Below are 15,562 nucleotides of genomic sequence, written 5' to 3'. Positions count from 1 at the left end.
TTTTCTTTTCTCCATAAAAAAAAAAGATATTGCTAAAATTTTGTTAAGGCGAAATTTTCACCAACAAAAGAGCCAAGCAAAAAACTTGAAAATTCGATAAAATGATTAAAAATATTCATTCGATTTGAAATTTGGCTATTGATATAAATGACTGATATAGAAATAGAAACACATCCATTACAACCATTTTTACCTTCCAATGCCAAGCTATTGATGCTAGGCAGTTTTCCGCCGCCACAAAGCCGTTGGAAGATGGATTTTTACTATCCAAATTATCAAAACGACATGTGGAGAATATTTGGCCTGATTTTCTTTAATGATAAAAATCATTTTTTAGACTTGCCTAATAAAAACTTTAAAGAACAAGAAATTCGTGAGTTTCTAACTGAGATTGGGGTAGGAATATTTGATACGGCGTATCAGATTAAACGCTTGCAGGGTAATGCATCGGATAAGTTTTTAGAAATTGTCACACCTACAGATTTATCAAAGTTACTTGAGCAAATACCAATGTGTCATACCATTATGACAACAGGGGATAAGGCAACGGATACACTGATACAGCATTTCCCAGATCAGCCGATAAAACCAATGATAGGGCAATCTGTACAGGTTAAACATCTTGATCGGGAGCTGAGTTTATATCGTTTACCCTCTTCGTCACGCGCCTATCCTTTAGCATTAGAAAAGAAAGCAGAAGTCTATCAACAATTTTTTCAGCAAATTGGTTTGGTGTAATTAAAAAAGAGGAGGGAAGCTATGAGTGATGATGTCCCTAGTCCTATTGATTTAAGGCTTTATGCAGATGCTCTTGAATGGCAAGAAACAGCAAATGCAAAACGTCCATGGAGAAAGGACTTCTTTCAGTATTATGTAGACTTTATAAAAGCTCATATCGGTAATAATTGTCATGTATTAGAACTGGGGTCTGGGCCTGGTTTTTTAGCTCAACATTTGTTATCGCAACTTGATGGTATTAAATATCACGCTTTTGATTTTTCTGAAGTGATGCACACGCTTGCACAAGAGAAATTAAATGCCACTGAAAAAGCACGAGCAACCTACATTATCGGAGATTTTAAAGAGCCGAACTGGCAAGATAGCCTAACTCAAAAATTTGACATCATCATTATTCATCAAGCTTTACATGAGCTTCGCCATAAGAAATATTCAACTAATTTTCATAGAGTCGTGAAAACCTTATTAAAATCTGAAGGCCATTATCTGGTTTGTGATCATATTTGTGCGCCTGATGCGATGCAAAATGATCAACTTTTTATGAGTAAACAAGAGCATATTGATGCTTTAAAAAAGGCATCTTTTGATGTCATCAAGGTGCCTTTAGAAATAGCAGGTTTGTGCTTATTTGAAATGTCACCCAGTTAAGATAATCAATAAACCTGAATAAGCTCTACATCATCCATTCTATAGGGAAATAAGACACCACATTCATGGTAAAGCGTTGGAATCTGGTACTTTCAGGATCATGATGATGCTGAATAACTTCACCATTGTCTTTATGCTCACACCAGACAATATTGCCATGTTCATCTAATTTAAGTTGATAAGCCACTTGTAATAAATGCTGGTCCAGCATTGCGGTAATCTGGTCTTGTAAATGATCAGATTCCACCACCAAACCCACTTCAGTATTTAGATGAGCAGAGCGTGGGTCAAAGTTAAATGAACCAATAAAAACCTTTCCATCAACATCAAAAAACTTGGCGTGTAAGCTGGAGCGATTTTTACCTTTGACGGGAATGACACTCCCTGTCGCAATTTCATACCAAGTCCGTTTTTTACGCTCGATGTTGGGCTTAAACTCATAAAGCTGCACACCATTTTGTAAAAGTGGCTTACGATACTGGCTATAGAACGAATGAACTACGGCCACATCATTCGCAACCAGACTATTGGTCAGTACCCGTACTTTGATACCGTCTTTAGAAAGTTGATTGAGATAGGCCGTACCACGTTCAGTCGGGACAAAATAGGCAGATACCAGTTCCATGTGCTGTTCTGGTTTGCCCATAATATTGAGGACTTGGGAATAGAGAAGTTGCTGTTGTTGTGCCTGTCCGCGCGCCTTATCTGGATGATCAGCCACAAAATGGGCTTTGGCCCACTGGATTGGATAATTTTCTAAACGTAATTTTAAATAATCTTGTGCGGCTTCTAATTTATCTTCGGTTGGTGTATTGACCTGATCTAGCGTTTTATATGAGATTCTCAGGTTCTCAAGTTGCTGAGCAGTGCCTTGTCCTAACAATTGTTCTGTGGAGTAGCTCAGTGGATGATTCCAGAACTCATCAAATACCTCTTCCGCTCGCTCTACCGCTTTGCCGTAAAATAAAATATCCATGTCGCTGAACTGAAACTGATCGCCAGCATCAAAATATTCACTACTGATATTTCTTCCACCAGTAACAGCAATAGAATGATCTGCCAGTGTAAGCTTGTTGTGCATGCGATGGTTAATCTGTTTTAAGCGGAAGATATAATCAATAAAACGGAGGTGTCTAAACTTATAAGGATTGAAAATACGTATTTCAAAATTTGGATGCTGGGCAAGGGCTTTTAAAGCCTTATCCAGCTTTATTCCATTTTGGTCATCAATCAGCAGGCGAACTTTTACACCACGATCAGCAGCATTCAGCAGTTCATGAAGCATCAGATTGCCAATGGCATCGTCATTCCAGATATAGTATTGTAAATCAAGCTGATGCTTGGCATTTCTGATTAAATGAATACGTGAGGCAATACTTAAAAAAGCATCATCCAAAGCTAAAAAAGCCGTTAAACCATTTTCAATATTAAGATCGGCCTGTGGGTCATTCATCCACTTTGTTTTAGTTTGCAAGGAATTACTCCGATCATGATTTTCATTCGGCGGTAAAGAACAGCCACCAATTCCAAATACAATAACAAGCGTCATCATTTTAAAGTGATATAAATTCTTTATCATTTTTATCGTGAAATGTTGCGTACTATGTAAAGATAGCATCACATGTACTTGAAGATGTTGAATATCAGCATAAAATCAGTTAACTGTTACAAACATAACACATTACATCGACTATAAAGGATGAAGGTATGAAATCTCGTGCAGCCGTTGCATTTGCCGCAGGTGAACCATTACAAATCGTAGAGCTTGATGTTGAGCCACCAAGAGCGGGTGAGGTTCTCATTAAAATTACGCATACTGGGGTGTGCCATACAGATGCCTTCACTTTATCAGGTGATGATCCTGAAGGTGTATTTCCTGCTGTTTTAGGCCATGAAGGCGCAGGGGTTGTGGTACAAGTGGGTGAAGGTGTGACCAGCGTCGCAGTAGGCGATCACGTGATCCCATTATATACGGCTGAATGTAAAGAATGCTTATTCTGTAAATCTGGAAAAACCAATCTTTGTGTTGCGGTACGTGCAACTCAAGGTAAAGGTGTGATGCCAGACGGCACTACTCGTTTTTCTTATAACGGTCAACCGATCTATCACTACATGGGCTGTTCAACCTTTAGTGAATATACCGTAGTTGCTGAAGTGTCTTTGGCAAAAATCAATCCAGAAGCCAACCATGAACAAGTGTGTTTACTTGGTTGTGGCGTGACTACAGGTATTGGCGCCGTTCATAACACCGCAAAAGTGCAGGAAGGCGATAGCGTTGCTGTGTTTGGTTTAGGCGGTATTGGTCTTGCTGTAGTACAAGGCGCACGTCAGGCCAAAGCTGGACGTATTATTGTAGTAGATACCAATCCAGATAAATTTGAACTGGCAAAACAGTTTGGCGCAACAGATTTCCTTAATCCAAAAGAGTATGAGCAACCTATTCAGCAAGTCATTGTGGAAATGACAGGTTGGGGCGTTGATCACTCTTTTGAATGTATCGGCAATACTAATGTTATGCGTTCTGCACTTGAATGTGCACATCGTGGTTGGGGACAGTCGGTGATTATTGGCGTTGCGGGTGCAGGTCAGGAAATCTCAACCCGTCCATTCCAGTTGGTGACAGGACGCAAATGGATGGGTACTGCTTTTGGCGGCGTAAAAGGCCGTTCACAACTTCCTAAAATGGTTGAAGATGCAATGAAAGGCGAGATTCAGCTTGAACCTTTTGTAACGCATACCATGCCACTTGAAGACATTAATGAAGCCTTTGACTTGATGCATGAAGGTAAGTCGATTCGTACTGTGATTCATTTCTAAATTTAAATAATGAGATTTGATGGTGTGAAATACATCATCAAATCTTGGTAACTCGAAATGTCAAAACCACGTTTAAAAATGCACCTTCGAATCTTGTCTGATGAACAGATTGCCTTTGGCCCCGGCAAAGCTGAATTACTCGAAGCCATCCAGCGTACAGGTTCAATTTCACAAGCGGCCAAATCTATGGACATGAGTTATCGTCGTGCATGGCAACTGGTCGATACCATGAATCAATGCTTTCAATCTCATCTTGTCGAAACTCAAACAGGGGGAACGCATGGTGGTGGTGCAATCGTAACCGAATTGGGGCAAGTCATATTAAAAAAATTTAGAGGCATGGAACAACAGGCGATTCAGTCCGTTGCTGCAGAATTTGAAGATATCACTAAATATTTAAAGTAAATAAATAACTCTATAAAAACAAATAACTTAAATCGAATTTTCTCATTTTTATTCAACTCTTTTATTCCACACTAAAGATCTGCTGATTTATAGCGCACATCAGCTCGAACAAAATTTTTCAGCACTATAACTGCACCATTCTCATAAGCTTGTATTTTATTAAACACCATAAGTGATTAATTTTTATATTAAAAATATATTGGCACAGTTTCTGCATTTATCTATTCAAACTTGTATACAAGATAGGATTCATAAGATGCATGAACTAAAAACTTTAGGCTGGACAATTTCTGAATGGCAAACGGCGTATTTCAACAATGAAATTCAACTCGATATTTTAAAAGAATTAGTTAAAGCACTTGATCCTAATGATGTGGCCTGGATTTCGATTGTGAGTCCAGATGTACTCGAACAACAGATTCAGTCTTTAACGCAATTAGCGCAAGATGCGGAAAACCTCAAAAAGCAATTTCCTCTATACGGTGTTCCGTTTGCAGTTAAAGACAATATTGATGTCGCTGGTTTTGTTACCACCGCAGCATGTAAAGCATTACATACGATCGCTACACAAGATGCTGAAACCGTCCGTTTGCTTAAACAAGCAGGTGCCATTGTGATTGGTAAAACCAACCTTGATCAGTTTGCAACAGGTTTGGTCGGGACACGTTCACCCTTTGGGGCAGTACCGAATAGCTTTAAACCTGAATATGTCAGTGGCGGTTCAAGTTCGGGGTCTGCCAGTGTCGTAGCAAGAGGTTTGGTTCCATTTTCACTGGGCACGGATACAGCTGGATCGGGTCGTGTACCAGCGGCATTCAATAATATTGTGGGCTTAAAACCAACCAAAGGGCGCTTCTCAAATCGAGGACTATTACCGGCAGTCAAAAGCATCGATTGTATTTCCATTTTTGCACTTACTGTTTCTGATGCAGAGTTGGTTGCCCATCAAGCCGAAGCGTATGATGCTTTCGACAGTTACTCTCGTCCACACCCTAAAAATGTACCTGCTCGATTCTCGAGCAAATTAAAATTTGCAATTCCAAAACAATTAAATTTCTTTGGTGATGAGCAGGCAGAAAAAGCGTTCCAGCAAACCATTCAATTACTTGAAAGTTTAAATGCAGAAATTACAGCGATTGATTTTTCTGCCTTTGAGCAACTTGCAGCTCAATTATATCAAGGGTCTTGGGTTGCCGAGCGTACGGCGGCGGTTGCGGATCTACTAAAAAGCAATGCTGACGATTTTGATCCAACGGTCTTGGAAATCGTTCAACAAGGTGAAAAATACTCTGCAGTAGATGCCTACAATACCGAATATTTAAGAATGGATCTGGCTCGAAGAATTCAAGACAGTCTGGCTGAATTTGATGCATTGATTGTCCCAACTGCACCAACGATTTATACCATTGAGCAGCTTCAACAACATCCAATTGAATACAACGCTCACTTTGGCATTTATACCAACTTTACCAATCTCGCAGATTTAAGTGCATTGGCATTACCCGCAGGCTTTAGAGCAGACAACTTACCTTTCGGTATTAGCTTAATTGCACCTGCATGGCACGATGCGGCCCTAATTCACTTTGGTAAGGCTTGGCAAAACTATCTGGCACTTAAATTGGGTGCTTTAGACAAGACCTTAGCTTCAAACGCACCAACTTTGGTGTCTCCTCATCATATCCGAGTTGCTGTGGTGGGTGCACATTTAACAGGCATGCCACTCAATTTCCAACTGACCACTCGTGATGCAGTACATGTCGAAACCACCAAAACCTCTCAGGACTACGCACTTTATGCCTTAAATGGCACCGTCCCACCAAAACCTGGACTAGCACGTCAATCCAATGGAAAAAGCATCATCGTCGAACTTTGGGATGTACCAACGGCACGATTTGGTGAGTTTGTCGCAGAAATTCCAACCCCATTAGGGATGGGCAATGTCGAGCTGGAGGATGGTCGTTGGGTCAAAGGCTTTATTTGCGAACCGTATGGCTTAGGCGATGCCGAGAATATTAGCCATTTTGGTGGATGGAGAGCCTATATCCAGCATCGTAACAGTCAAGCGGTAAACACAGCGAATTAATTGGGGGAAATCATCATGTTTAAAACTGTACTTATTGCAAACCGTGGTGAAATTGCTGTCCGAGCAATTCGAACATTAAAAAAATTAGGCATCACTAGCGTGGCTGTATATTCCGATAGCGATCGTTATGCACAACATGTCCAAGATGCAGATATTGCAATTTCGCTAGAAGGTTTAAAACCTGCCGATACTTATCTCAGTATTGATAAATTGATTCAAGCAGCCAAAAAAACTGGGGCAGAAGCAATTTTTCCCGGTTATGGTTTTCTGTCTGAAAGTGCCGATTTTTCCCGTGCTTGTGAAGAAAATAATATTGCATTTATGGGCCCAACCGCAGAGCAGATTCTGGAATTCGGTTTAAAGCATCGCGCACGTGAATTGGCTGCAGCGGCGAATGTTCCAATGACACCGGGTACAGGACTACTCGATAGCTTGGAAGAAGCATTGACAGCTGCTGAACGGATTGGCTATCCAATCATGTTAAAAAGTACTGCGGGTGGCGGTGGAATTGGCTTAACCCGTTGTGACACGCCGCAAGCATTAACCGAAGCTTATGAAAGCGTAAAACGTTTAGGTGAACAGTTCTTTAAAGATGCGGGAGTCTTTATCGAATGTTTTATTGATAAAGCACGTCATGTCGAAGTACAAATTTTTGGTGATGGCAAAGGCCAAGTAGTGGCATTTGGTGAGCGCGATTGTTCATTGCAACGTCGTAACCAGAAAGTGGTAGAAGAAACGCCAGCGGCCAATTTACCTGAAGCTACCCGTCAAAAGTTGCATCAAGCAGCGGTTGAACTGGGTCGTTCTGTCAATTATCGCAGCGCAGGCACGGTTGAGTTTATTTACGATGCTCAACGGGATGAATTTTACTTTCTTGAAGTAAATACTCGTTTACAGGTAGAGCATCCTGTCACTGAAATGGTCACTGGACTCGACTTGATTGAATGCATGCTCAAAGTCGCGGCAGGTGATGCCTTGGACTGGGATTATCTCAGCAATATCCAACCGAAAGGTGCGGCAATCGAAGTCCGTGTCTATGCCGAAGATCCTGTGAAAAATTTCCAGCCAAGCCCGGGTGTACTCACAGAAGTGTCTTTTCCAGAAGGTATTCGTGTCGATACTTGGGTCAAAACAGGTACCGAAATTTCTCAATATTTCGATCCGATGATTGCCAAAATTATTGTCCATGCCGAAGATCGAGCTACAGCAATTGAAAAATTAAAAGTAGTTTTGGCTGAAACCCGCTTAAATGGAATCAGTACCAATCTGGATTATGCACGCGCCATTGTTTCAGATCAGCGTTTTGAATCTATGCAAATCTGGACGCGTATGCTGGATGATTTTAACTACTCACCAAAAGTCATTGAAGTGATTCAAGCTGGCACACTTAGTTCAATTCAGGACTATCCGGGGCGTACAGGCTATTGGGATATAGGTGTACCGCCATCTGGCCCAATGGATGATTATGCATTCCAACTCGCCAATCGTATTGTCGGCAATGATGCTAAAGCGGCAGGTTTTGAGTTTACCTTGGTGGGGCCAACATTAAAGTTTCATGCAGATACGACGATTGCACTGACTGGTGCAAGTTGTACTGCTGTGTTAGATAATCAAGAAATTAGCTTTTGGCAACCAGTTAAAGTCAAAGCAGGGCAAACCTTAAAAATAGGACAAGTGGCTTCAGGCTGCCGTACTTATTTGGCAGTACGTGATGGACTGGATGTACCCTTATATTTAGGTAGTCGTTCAACCTTTGCACTAGGTAATTTTGGTGGTCATGCAGGACGTACTTTGCGTGTTGGCGATATGATCAAAATGGTTGATTCAAGCTTGGCAAATGCTGAATTGCCATTGGCAACCGACACACCACAAGCCTTATCGACAGATTTGATCCCTGAATATAGCAATGAATGGGAAATTGCTGTGCTGTATGGACCACATGGCGCACCTGATTTCTTTAAACCCGAATATGTAGAAGAGTTCTTTGCGTCTGAATGGACCGTACATTTTAATTCAAATCGTTTAGGCGTCAGACTTTCAGGGCCTACACCAAGCTGGGCACGTGAAAATGGCGGTGAAGCGGGTTTGCATCCATCGAATGTGCATGACTGTGAATATGCGATTGGCGCGATCAACTTTACGGGTGATTTCCCTGTGATTCTGGCAAAAGATGGCCCAAGTTTAGGTGGCTTCGTTTGCCCAGTGACCATTGCCAAAGCAGAGCTTTGGAAAGTAGGTCAACTCAAAGCTGATGACAAAATCCGTTTTTATCCAATTACAGTCGAGCAGGCCAACGAGTTAGAACGCAAACAAATTGAGACGATTCAAAACTTTGCCGCCGCTGCCAAAGTGGTTGAAACGATTGAGCCAACTCAAGATGTCTTCACCACCATTCTGGCACAACGTGAACAAACTGAATTATCGCCAAAAACGCTGTATCGCCAAGCAGGTGATAGCTATATCTTATTAGAGTATGGTGAAAACGTTTTGGACTTGGCACTACGTTTACGTGTGCATCAACTGATTAAAATGATTCGTAAAGCCAATCTTGCAGGCGTTTTGGAACTGTCGCCGGGTGTACGCTCACTACAGATTAAATACGATGGTCTGGTTATTCCTCAAGCTGAGCTGATTACGAAATTGCTTAAACTTGAAGATGAAATGGGTGATTTAAGCCAACTGAAAATTCCATCGCGTATCGTACATTTACCAATGGCTTTTGAGGACAGTGCGACTTTAGGTGCAGTGGACCGTTATCAGGAAAGTGTTTGTGCTAAAGCGCCGTGGTTGCCGAATAATGTTGATTTTATCAAACGAATTAATGGGCTTGCACATCGAGATGAAGTGAAAGACATTATTTTCGATGCCAATTATTTAGTACTGGGTTTGGGCGATGTTTATCTCACAGCACCGTGTGCTGTGCCGATTGATCCACGTCATCGTTTGCTCAGCTCTAAGTACAATCCAGCACGTACCTTTACTGCGGAAGGCACGGTAGGGATTGGTGGTATGTACATGTGTATTTATGGCATGGACTCCCCGGGTGGTTATCAGTTAATTGGGCGGACGCTGCCGATCTGGAACAAGTTTAAAAAGAACAAGCAATTTGGGGATAAACAATGGTTCTTGCAGTTCTTTGACCAGATTAAATATTTCCCTGTGACTGAAGCCGAACTCAATCAATGGCGTGCAGATTTTGAAAATGGTCACGCTCAGATCCAAATTGAAGAAACCGAGTTTGACTATGCCGAATATGTACAGTTCTTGGAGAATGAAGCGGAAAGTATCGCCGCATTTAAAGAGAAACAGCAACAGGCCTTTAGCACTGAAGTGAGTCGCTGGAAAGAAGAGTTTGCTGCACAACCTGAACAGCATGTAGAACAAGCCAATCAGGTCGATTACAGCCATCTTTCTTCTTTAAATGCATCAATGACAGGCAATATCTGGAAAATTTTTGTTGAACATGGGCAAGAGATCAAAAAAGGAGAAACTATTGCTATTATTGAAGCAATGAAAATGGAGCTACCTGTTTATGCGGAGGAAGATGGTATCGTCAAAGCCATTATTTGCAGAGCGGGACAAACTGTACACAGTGGTGAGCCATTGGTATATATGGAATAGGGTTGAATGAAAGAACCAAAAATAACAACAAAAAGCTCAGACAATCTGTCTGAGCTAGTTTACCAACGTATCAAGAATGACATCTTTGATTTCAAATTGATGCCTGGTGAACGCTTCACTGAGTCTGAAGTTGCCAAAGCTTATGCGGTAAGTCGTACCCCCATCCGACATGCCTTATATCGTTTGCAACAAGAGGGCTACGTTGATGTGAGCTTTCGGAGCGGTTGGCAGATTCGACCGCTCAATTTTCGTTATTATGAAGAACTTTACGATGTGCGTATTGTTTTGGAAAAAGATAGCATTCGTAAACTTTGTCAGATTGATCATCACAACTCAGTTGAGTTGTCACTTTTAAAAGCGCTTTGGCTGGTTGAGCCTGATGCGTACTTAAAGGATATTAAACAGCTTTCGCAACAAGATGAAGATTTCCATTGTGCCTTGGTCCGTGCTTCGGGCAATAATGAAATGGCAAGGATTCATCGAGATTTGAGTGAGCGAATCCGGATTATCCGCCGTTTGGACTTTTCTAAAGATTATCGGGTGGAAGCGACTTATCAGGAGCATCAAAAAATCTTAGGTTTTATTTTTGAGAGACAAACAGAGCAGGCGATCAGTGCGATTGAAGCGCATATCATGCAAAGTCGTGATGAAGTGAAAAAGATTACCTTACAGATGTTGGATTCGAGTCAGTTTTATTAGAATTAAGCTCTGATGAATCATTTAGGATTGTTATGGATAACTGGAAATATGCTTTGATAGCATCCGTTGTTACAATATTAGGTATTGCCCTAGTAACATTACTTTCAAGATTTAAATTATGGAAAGTTTCTCTAAGTATTTTTTTTCTTTCAAGTATAGGGTTTTGTATTATTGGAGTATTAGGAAGACGATCAAATAATCGTGGGTTTGATGGCCCTTGGGGAGCTCATGGTGTATTGATGGAGTTTTTTAACCTAGAAACAATTATAATAAGTTTTGGAGTAGGATTGTTTGTAACATTACTATTCTTTTTTTCTATAATCTTTTCTGACAATAAAAGATAATGATTTGGGTAAGTCATAGACATTAGTTCACAATGATTTGATCCTGAAAACAGGAGTTCACAAAACTCTCTTTTCCATGCCTAATTCTGCATAAAACTAACAGCTTTTATCTCTTTGCTATTTAATAATAAAAATCATATTTCAAATCATCAGATGACACATGATGAATGACCAAAAACTCATCAACTTATTTCTAAAACTGGTTCAGAAAGAAGGTTTCTTTGCCACAGCCATTGACGGCATTGTGCTCATGCGAGTTGACCATAATACGCCACCGATTGCTGTATTACAGGAACCAACCCTCGTGTTTGTATTGCAAGGCCAAAAGCGCGGCTATATCGGCACAGAAACCTATTCTTTTCAACAAGGTGAATGCCTGATCGTCTCTGTTTCGATGCCATTTGATTGTGACACCATTGCCAGTGCGGAAGCACCGATGATTGCGATCAGCATGAAACTGGAGGCAGACACTGTGAATGAGCTGCTTGCAAAAACCTATTTCGAGAACTACCAGTTTAAGCCACTCACCACAGGAATGAGTGTGATTCAATATGATCAGACCATTTCGAGTGTGCTGAATCGTTTATTACAGACATTGACCTCAGAACAAGATGTGCTGGTTTTGGGCGATCAGATTAAACGAGAATTGCTTTATCGAGTAATTCAACATGCAGGTGCGGATGCCTTAAAAGGTTTGGTTGCACAAGGCAATCTCAGACCTATTTATAAAATCTGCGAGTATATCCAGCACCATTTTACAGAAAAGCTCACTGTAGAAATGCTGGCAGAGCAAGCCAATATGAGTACCTCTGCATTTCATAAAGCCTTCAAACAGGTGACACAACATTCGCCGTTGCAATATTTAAAAGTCGTTCGGTTGCATAAGGCAAAACAATTGTTGCAAAACGCAGACCAAAGTGTGGCTCAGGCAGCTTATGCTGTTGGATATCAGAGCTCTTCTCAATTTAGCCGAGAATTTAAAAAGCAGTTTGGTTTTCCCCCAAAACATGCTGAATCTAATACTGAAACGGAGTCATGATCAGATGAATCAAAAGAGCGTAGAACAAATGAAATATATTGAAATTACTCAAGCAGGTGGCCCTGAAGTTTTACAAGTTGCTGAGGGAGCACGCCCAGAAATTACTGCTGATGAAGTTCTTATTGAAGTCTACGCAACAGGAATTAATCGACCTGACATTTTACAGCGTCAAGGATTATATCCAATGCCAAAAGGCGTCACGCCTATTCCAGGTCTAGAAGTATCTGGTGTGGTTACACAAGTAGGCGCGCAAGTGACACAGTTTAAAGTGGGCGATAAAGTCTGTGCACTGACCAACGGTGGCGGGTATGCTGAATATTGTGCTGTACCCGCAAATCAAACTTTGAAAATTCCAAAAAATTTAAGTTTTGTTGAAGCGGCTGCTATCCCTGAAACGTATTTTACTGTTTGGGCGAATCTGTTCCAGATTGGTCAATTGAAGAAGGATGAAACTGTGCTGATTCATGGTGGGGCCAGCGGTATTGGTTCAACCGCAATCAGCTTGTGTCATGCTATGGGAATTAAAAATTTCTCTACGGTTGGCCACGATGACAAAGTTGAAAAGTTATCTCCAATGTCACAGGTGATTAACTACAAAACCCAAGATTTTGAGAAAGAAGTGTTGGCACTGACCGATGGTCAAGGCGTGGATGTAATTCTGGATATCATTGGAGCCGCCTATTTCAACCAGAACCTGAGATTATTAAAGCGTGATGGACGTTTGGTGATTATTGGCTTTATGGGCGGACGTAAAGTTGATGGCTTTGATATACAGGAGTTGATGCTAAAACGTGCCGTTGTCACAGGCTCAACCATGCGTGCAAGAACCAACGCTGAAAAAGCAAAAATCACCCAAGAGCTCGAACAGTTTGTCTGGCCTTTGATTGAAGCCGATCAATGTAAACCGATGATCTATAAAACTTTCGCCTTTGCAGATGTCGCTCAGGCACACCAATGTTTAGAGAGCAGCCAGCATATTGGCAAAGTCGTACTCGAAATTAAGTCTTAATTTGCCTGATTATGTTCATTCTATGCCTGTTCGTACTCAAAACTTGAGTATGGCAGGTTGCTCAAGCAGTATGAATATAAATAAAACGATGCAATGAGGAAACTTGAAATGACAACAAATCTTGATGATCGTAATCCAACACCAGATCTTGCAGAAGACAATGCATTCTTCCCATCACCCTATTCATTGAGTCAGTATACTTCCGCTAAAACTGACTATGATGGTACAACCTATCCACAACCCTATCAGGGCGATAAAAAGATTTTAATGATCGCGACAGACGAACGTTATATCTTGATGCAGAATGAAAAATTCTTTTCTACAGGAAATCATCCCGTTGAAATGTTATTGCCAATGTTTCATCTGGATAATGCAGGCTTTGCCTTTGACGTTGCAACGCTTTCAGGAAATCCAGTCAAGCTGGAAATGTGGGCGATGCCAAACGAAGAACAAGTGGTATTAGACACCTATAAAAAATATGAGAAACAGCTCAAGTCGCCGTTAAAACTGGCTGATGTGCTCGAGAAAGCTTTAAGCGCTGATTCACCTTATGCAGGTATTTTCATCCCCGGTGGACATGGTGTATTGGCTAAAATTCCACACAGCACTGAAGTCAAAGCATTATTAAAGTGGGCCGTTGCAAATGATAAATATGTGATTACCTTGTGTCATGGGCCAGCAGCATTACTTGCTGCCGCTGTAGATGAAAATCCACAAGACTATATTTTCAAAGACTATCAGGTTTGTGTTTTCCCTGATTCCCTAGATAAAGGCGCGAATATTGATATCGGTTATATGCCAGGGCAACTGCCGTGGTTGGTCGGTGAAAATCTGGAAAAACTTGGCGTTAAAATCTTGAATAAAGGGATTACAGGTCAGGTACACCAAGATCGAAAATTACTAACAGGTGATAGTCCGCTGGCTTCAAATAATTTAGGAAAGTTGGCAGCAACGACATTATTGGCCGATCAAGACCTACGATAATTACTTGAGATAAAAATGAAAGCCTGACATCGATTGTTGGGCTTTTTTATTTTTTGACCTGTTCTAGCTGATCAATTGTCAACTCAATGACAATCTCTTTTCAGGCTTCGGGTTACAGTAACCCATACGGATATAAACTGAACAGGAGGTTGAATGAAAATATGTATTTATGGTGCAGGCAATATTGGTTGTTATCTGGGAGGGCGGTTAGCAGCCATAGGATGCGATGTTCAATTTATTGTACGCCCTAGAATTCACCAGCAATTACAACAATACGGTCTGACAGTTTCGGATTATCGTGGGTATCAACACACGATTGCAGCAAATCAGCTTCAATTGAGCGATGATCCACAAGTTGCAGCGCAAGCAGATATTATTTTTGTTTGTGTTAAATCAGCAGCCACTGAATACGTTGCTCATGAGTTAAAAACTGTTTTAAGAAACAAAACATTGATTATCAGTTTTCAAAATGGTTTAAGAAATGCGGAGATTTTAAAACAGATTCTGCCCAACCAAACTATTCTTGCAGGCATGGTTCCTTTTAATGTCGCGGCGTTGGGAAATGGTAGATTTCATCAAGGTACAGAAGGTGAGTTACATATCAAGCAAAATGATGCGCTGCATGAGCTAATGAACGCATTTAAAACCGCAGGGCTGGAACTGAAACTGGAGCCTGATATGCAGGCAGTACAGTGGGCGAAGTTAATTCTTAATTTAAATAACGCAGTGAATGCCTTATCACAGCTTCCATTAAAGCAACAGCTTTCGATTCGGGCATATCGTCAATGTTTGGCAATGGCACAAATGGAAGCGCTGAGATTGCTGAAAATTGCGCATATTCAACCTGCTCAACTCACGGCTTTGCCAGCGCAAATTGTTCCTGTGGTATTAAGATTGCCAGATTTCATTTTTAATGTGGTGAGTAAGAAAATGTTAGCAATTGATCCACTGGCTCGTTCATCTATGGCAGATGATCTGATGGCAGGACGAACAACTGAAATTGACTGGATTAATGGAGAGGTTGTTCGTTTAGCAGAACAGCTCAATTTAGAAGCACCTATCAATGCAAAACTGATTCAGCTTGTTAAACAGGCGGAAACTTCTCCTCAGGCTTGGTCAGCACAAGCGCTTAAACAACAGCTAGAAGTCGTATAATTAAAAATAGCGTATCACTG

Annotated in this window: 13 protein-coding genes; 12 read left to right on the top strand and 1 reads right to left on the bottom strand. The window is 41.0% G+C overall.

Annotated features, from left to right (window positions below; translation table 11 throughout):
• Positions 1-147 precede the first annotated feature (147 nt).
• Both PJ15_RS02665 and PJ15_RS02660 read left to right on the top strand, forming a co-directional pair.
• Positions 148-738 carry a uracil-DNA glycosylase family protein gene (locus PJ15_RS02665; RefSeq protein ID WP_047427714.1) on the top strand — a complete coding sequence of 197 codons (591 nt, stop codon included), beginning with the start codon at positions 148-150 and terminating at the stop codon, positions 736-738.
• 21 nt (positions 739-759) lie between these two features.
• On the top strand, positions 760-1,386 hold the full coding sequence (locus PJ15_RS02660; protein WP_047427711.1) for a class I SAM-dependent methyltransferase: 627 nt from the start codon (positions 760-762) through the stop codon (positions 1,384-1,386).
• A gap of 25 nt (positions 1,387-1,411) precedes the next feature.
• On the opposite strand, the gene PJ15_RS02655 is transcribed toward PJ15_RS02660, so the two are convergent.
• Complete coding sequence (locus tag PJ15_RS02655) at positions 1,412-2,935, bottom strand: phospholipase D family protein (RefSeq protein ID WP_047429127.1); 1,524 nt, start codon at positions 2,933-2,935, stop codon at positions 1,412-1,414.
• Between the two features lie 158 nt (positions 2,936-3,093).
• On the opposite strand from PJ15_RS02655, the gene PJ15_RS02650 reads away from it, so the two are divergent.
• The 10 genes from PJ15_RS02650 (at position 3,094) to PJ15_RS02605 (ending at position 15,542) form a co-directional block, all read left to right on the top strand.
• Positions 3,094-4,203, top strand: coding sequence for an S-(hydroxymethyl)glutathione dehydrogenase/class III alcohol dehydrogenase (locus tag PJ15_RS02650; protein ID WP_047427708.1), 1,110 nt, complete (start codon positions 3,094-3,096; stop codon positions 4,201-4,203).
• A 57-nt stretch (positions 4,204-4,260) separates the two neighbouring features.
• Positions 4,261-4,608 (top strand): winged helix-turn-helix domain-containing protein, encoded by a 348-nt coding sequence (locus tag PJ15_RS02645; RefSeq protein WP_047427705.1) that lies wholly within the window; start codon positions 4,261-4,263, stop codon positions 4,606-4,608.
• A gap of 256 nt (positions 4,609-4,864) precedes the next feature.
• Positions 4,865-6,691 carry an allophanate hydrolase gene (gene atzF, locus PJ15_RS02640; protein WP_047427702.1) on the top strand — a complete coding sequence of 609 codons (1,827 nt, stop codon included), beginning with the start codon at positions 4,865-4,867 and terminating at the stop codon, positions 6,689-6,691.
• A 15-nt stretch (positions 6,692-6,706) separates the two neighbouring features.
• Positions 6,707-10,312, top strand: coding sequence for an urea carboxylase (uca, locus tag PJ15_RS02635; RefSeq protein WP_047427698.1), 3,606 nt, complete (start codon positions 6,707-6,709; stop codon positions 10,310-10,312).
• 6 nt (positions 10,313-10,318) lie between these two features.
• Positions 10,319-11,011, top strand: a complete 693-nt coding sequence (locus tag PJ15_RS02630) for a GntR family transcriptional regulator (protein ID WP_004772300.1) — start codon at positions 10,319-10,321, stop codon at positions 11,009-11,011.
• A gap of 32 nt (positions 11,012-11,043) precedes the next feature.
• The gene (locus PJ15_RS02625; RefSeq protein ID WP_047427695.1) at positions 11,044-11,355 is read left to right on the top strand and encodes a hypothetical protein; all 312 of its coding nucleotides are present in this window, start codon (positions 11,044-11,046) and stop codon (positions 11,353-11,355) included.
• Positions 11,356-11,515: 160 nt separating this feature from the next.
• On the top strand, positions 11,516-12,394 hold the full coding sequence (locus PJ15_RS02620) for an AraC family transcriptional regulator (protein ID WP_047427692.1): 879 nt from the start codon (positions 11,516-11,518) through the stop codon (positions 12,392-12,394).
• A gap of 4 nt (positions 12,395-12,398) precedes the next feature.
• Positions 12,399-13,403 (top strand): NAD(P)H-quinone oxidoreductase, encoded by a 1,005-nt coding sequence (locus PJ15_RS02615; protein WP_047427689.1) that lies wholly within the window; start codon positions 12,399-12,401, stop codon positions 13,401-13,403.
• Positions 13,404-13,511: 108 nt separating this feature from the next.
• Entirely contained in the window at positions 13,512-14,387 is an 876-nt protein-coding gene (gene hchA / locus PJ15_RS02610) for a glyoxalase III HchA (RefSeq protein ID WP_047427685.1), read from the top strand.
• 153 nt (positions 14,388-14,540) lie between these two features.
• Positions 14,541-15,542, top strand: a complete 1,002-nt coding sequence (locus PJ15_RS02605) for a 2-dehydropantoate 2-reductase (protein ID WP_047427682.1) — start codon at positions 14,541-14,543, stop codon at positions 15,540-15,542.
• The last annotated feature ends 20 nt before the right edge of the window (positions 15,543-15,562 follow it).

Origin of the sequence: Acinetobacter sp. neg1, from assembly GCF_000788125.1 — a bacterium.
GTDB classification, from domain to species: domain Bacteria; phylum Pseudomonadota; class Gammaproteobacteria; order Pseudomonadales; family Moraxellaceae; genus Acinetobacter; species Acinetobacter vivianii.
Note: the sequence above shows the minus strand (reverse complement) of the source record. Positions and strands in the feature narration are given on the sequence as shown.

What these genes read in the sequence shown, in the direction of transcription:
- PJ15_RS02660 (WP_047427711.1), top strand. Translation starts at nt 760, where the DNA reads ATGAGTGATGATGTCCCTAGTCCTATTGATTTAAGGCTTTATGCAGAT.
- PJ15_RS02665 (WP_047427714.1), top strand. Translation starts at nt 148, where the DNA reads ATGACTGATATAGAAATAGAAACACATCCATTACAACCATTTTTACCT.
- uca (WP_047427698.1), top strand. Translation starts at nt 6,707, where the DNA reads ATGTTTAAAACTGTACTTATTGCAAACCGTGGTGAAATTGCTGTCCGA.
- PJ15_RS02620 (WP_047427692.1), top strand. Translation starts at nt 11,516, where the DNA reads ATGATGAATGACCAAAAACTCATCAACTTATTTCTAAAACTGGTTCAG.
- PJ15_RS02630 (WP_004772300.1), top strand. Translation starts at nt 10,319, where the DNA reads ATGAAAGAACCAAAAATAACAACAAAAAGCTCAGACAATCTGTCTGAG.
- PJ15_RS02605 (WP_047427682.1), top strand. Translation starts at nt 14,541, where the DNA reads ATGAAAATATGTATTTATGGTGCAGGCAATATTGGTTGTTATCTGGGA.
- PJ15_RS02655 (WP_047429127.1), bottom strand. Translation starts at nt 2,935, where the DNA reads ATGACGCTTGTTATTGTATTTGGAATTGGTGGCTGTTCTTTACCGCCG.
- PJ15_RS02650 (WP_047427708.1), top strand. Translation starts at nt 3,094, where the DNA reads ATGAAATCTCGTGCAGCCGTTGCATTTGCCGCAGGTGAACCATTACAA.
- PJ15_RS02645 (WP_047427705.1), top strand. Translation starts at nt 4,261, where the DNA reads ATGTCAAAACCACGTTTAAAAATGCACCTTCGAATCTTGTCTGATGAA.
- PJ15_RS02625 (WP_047427695.1), top strand. Translation starts at nt 11,044, where the DNA reads ATGGATAACTGGAAATATGCTTTGATAGCATCCGTTGTTACAATATTA.
- PJ15_RS02615 (WP_047427689.1), top strand. Translation starts at nt 12,399, where the DNA reads ATGAATCAAAAGAGCGTAGAACAAATGAAATATATTGAAATTACTCAA.
- atzF (WP_047427702.1), top strand. Translation starts at nt 4,865, where the DNA reads ATGCATGAACTAAAAACTTTAGGCTGGACAATTTCTGAATGGCAAACG.
- hchA (WP_047427685.1), top strand. Translation starts at nt 13,512, where the DNA reads ATGACAACAAATCTTGATGATCGTAATCCAACACCAGATCTTGCAGAA.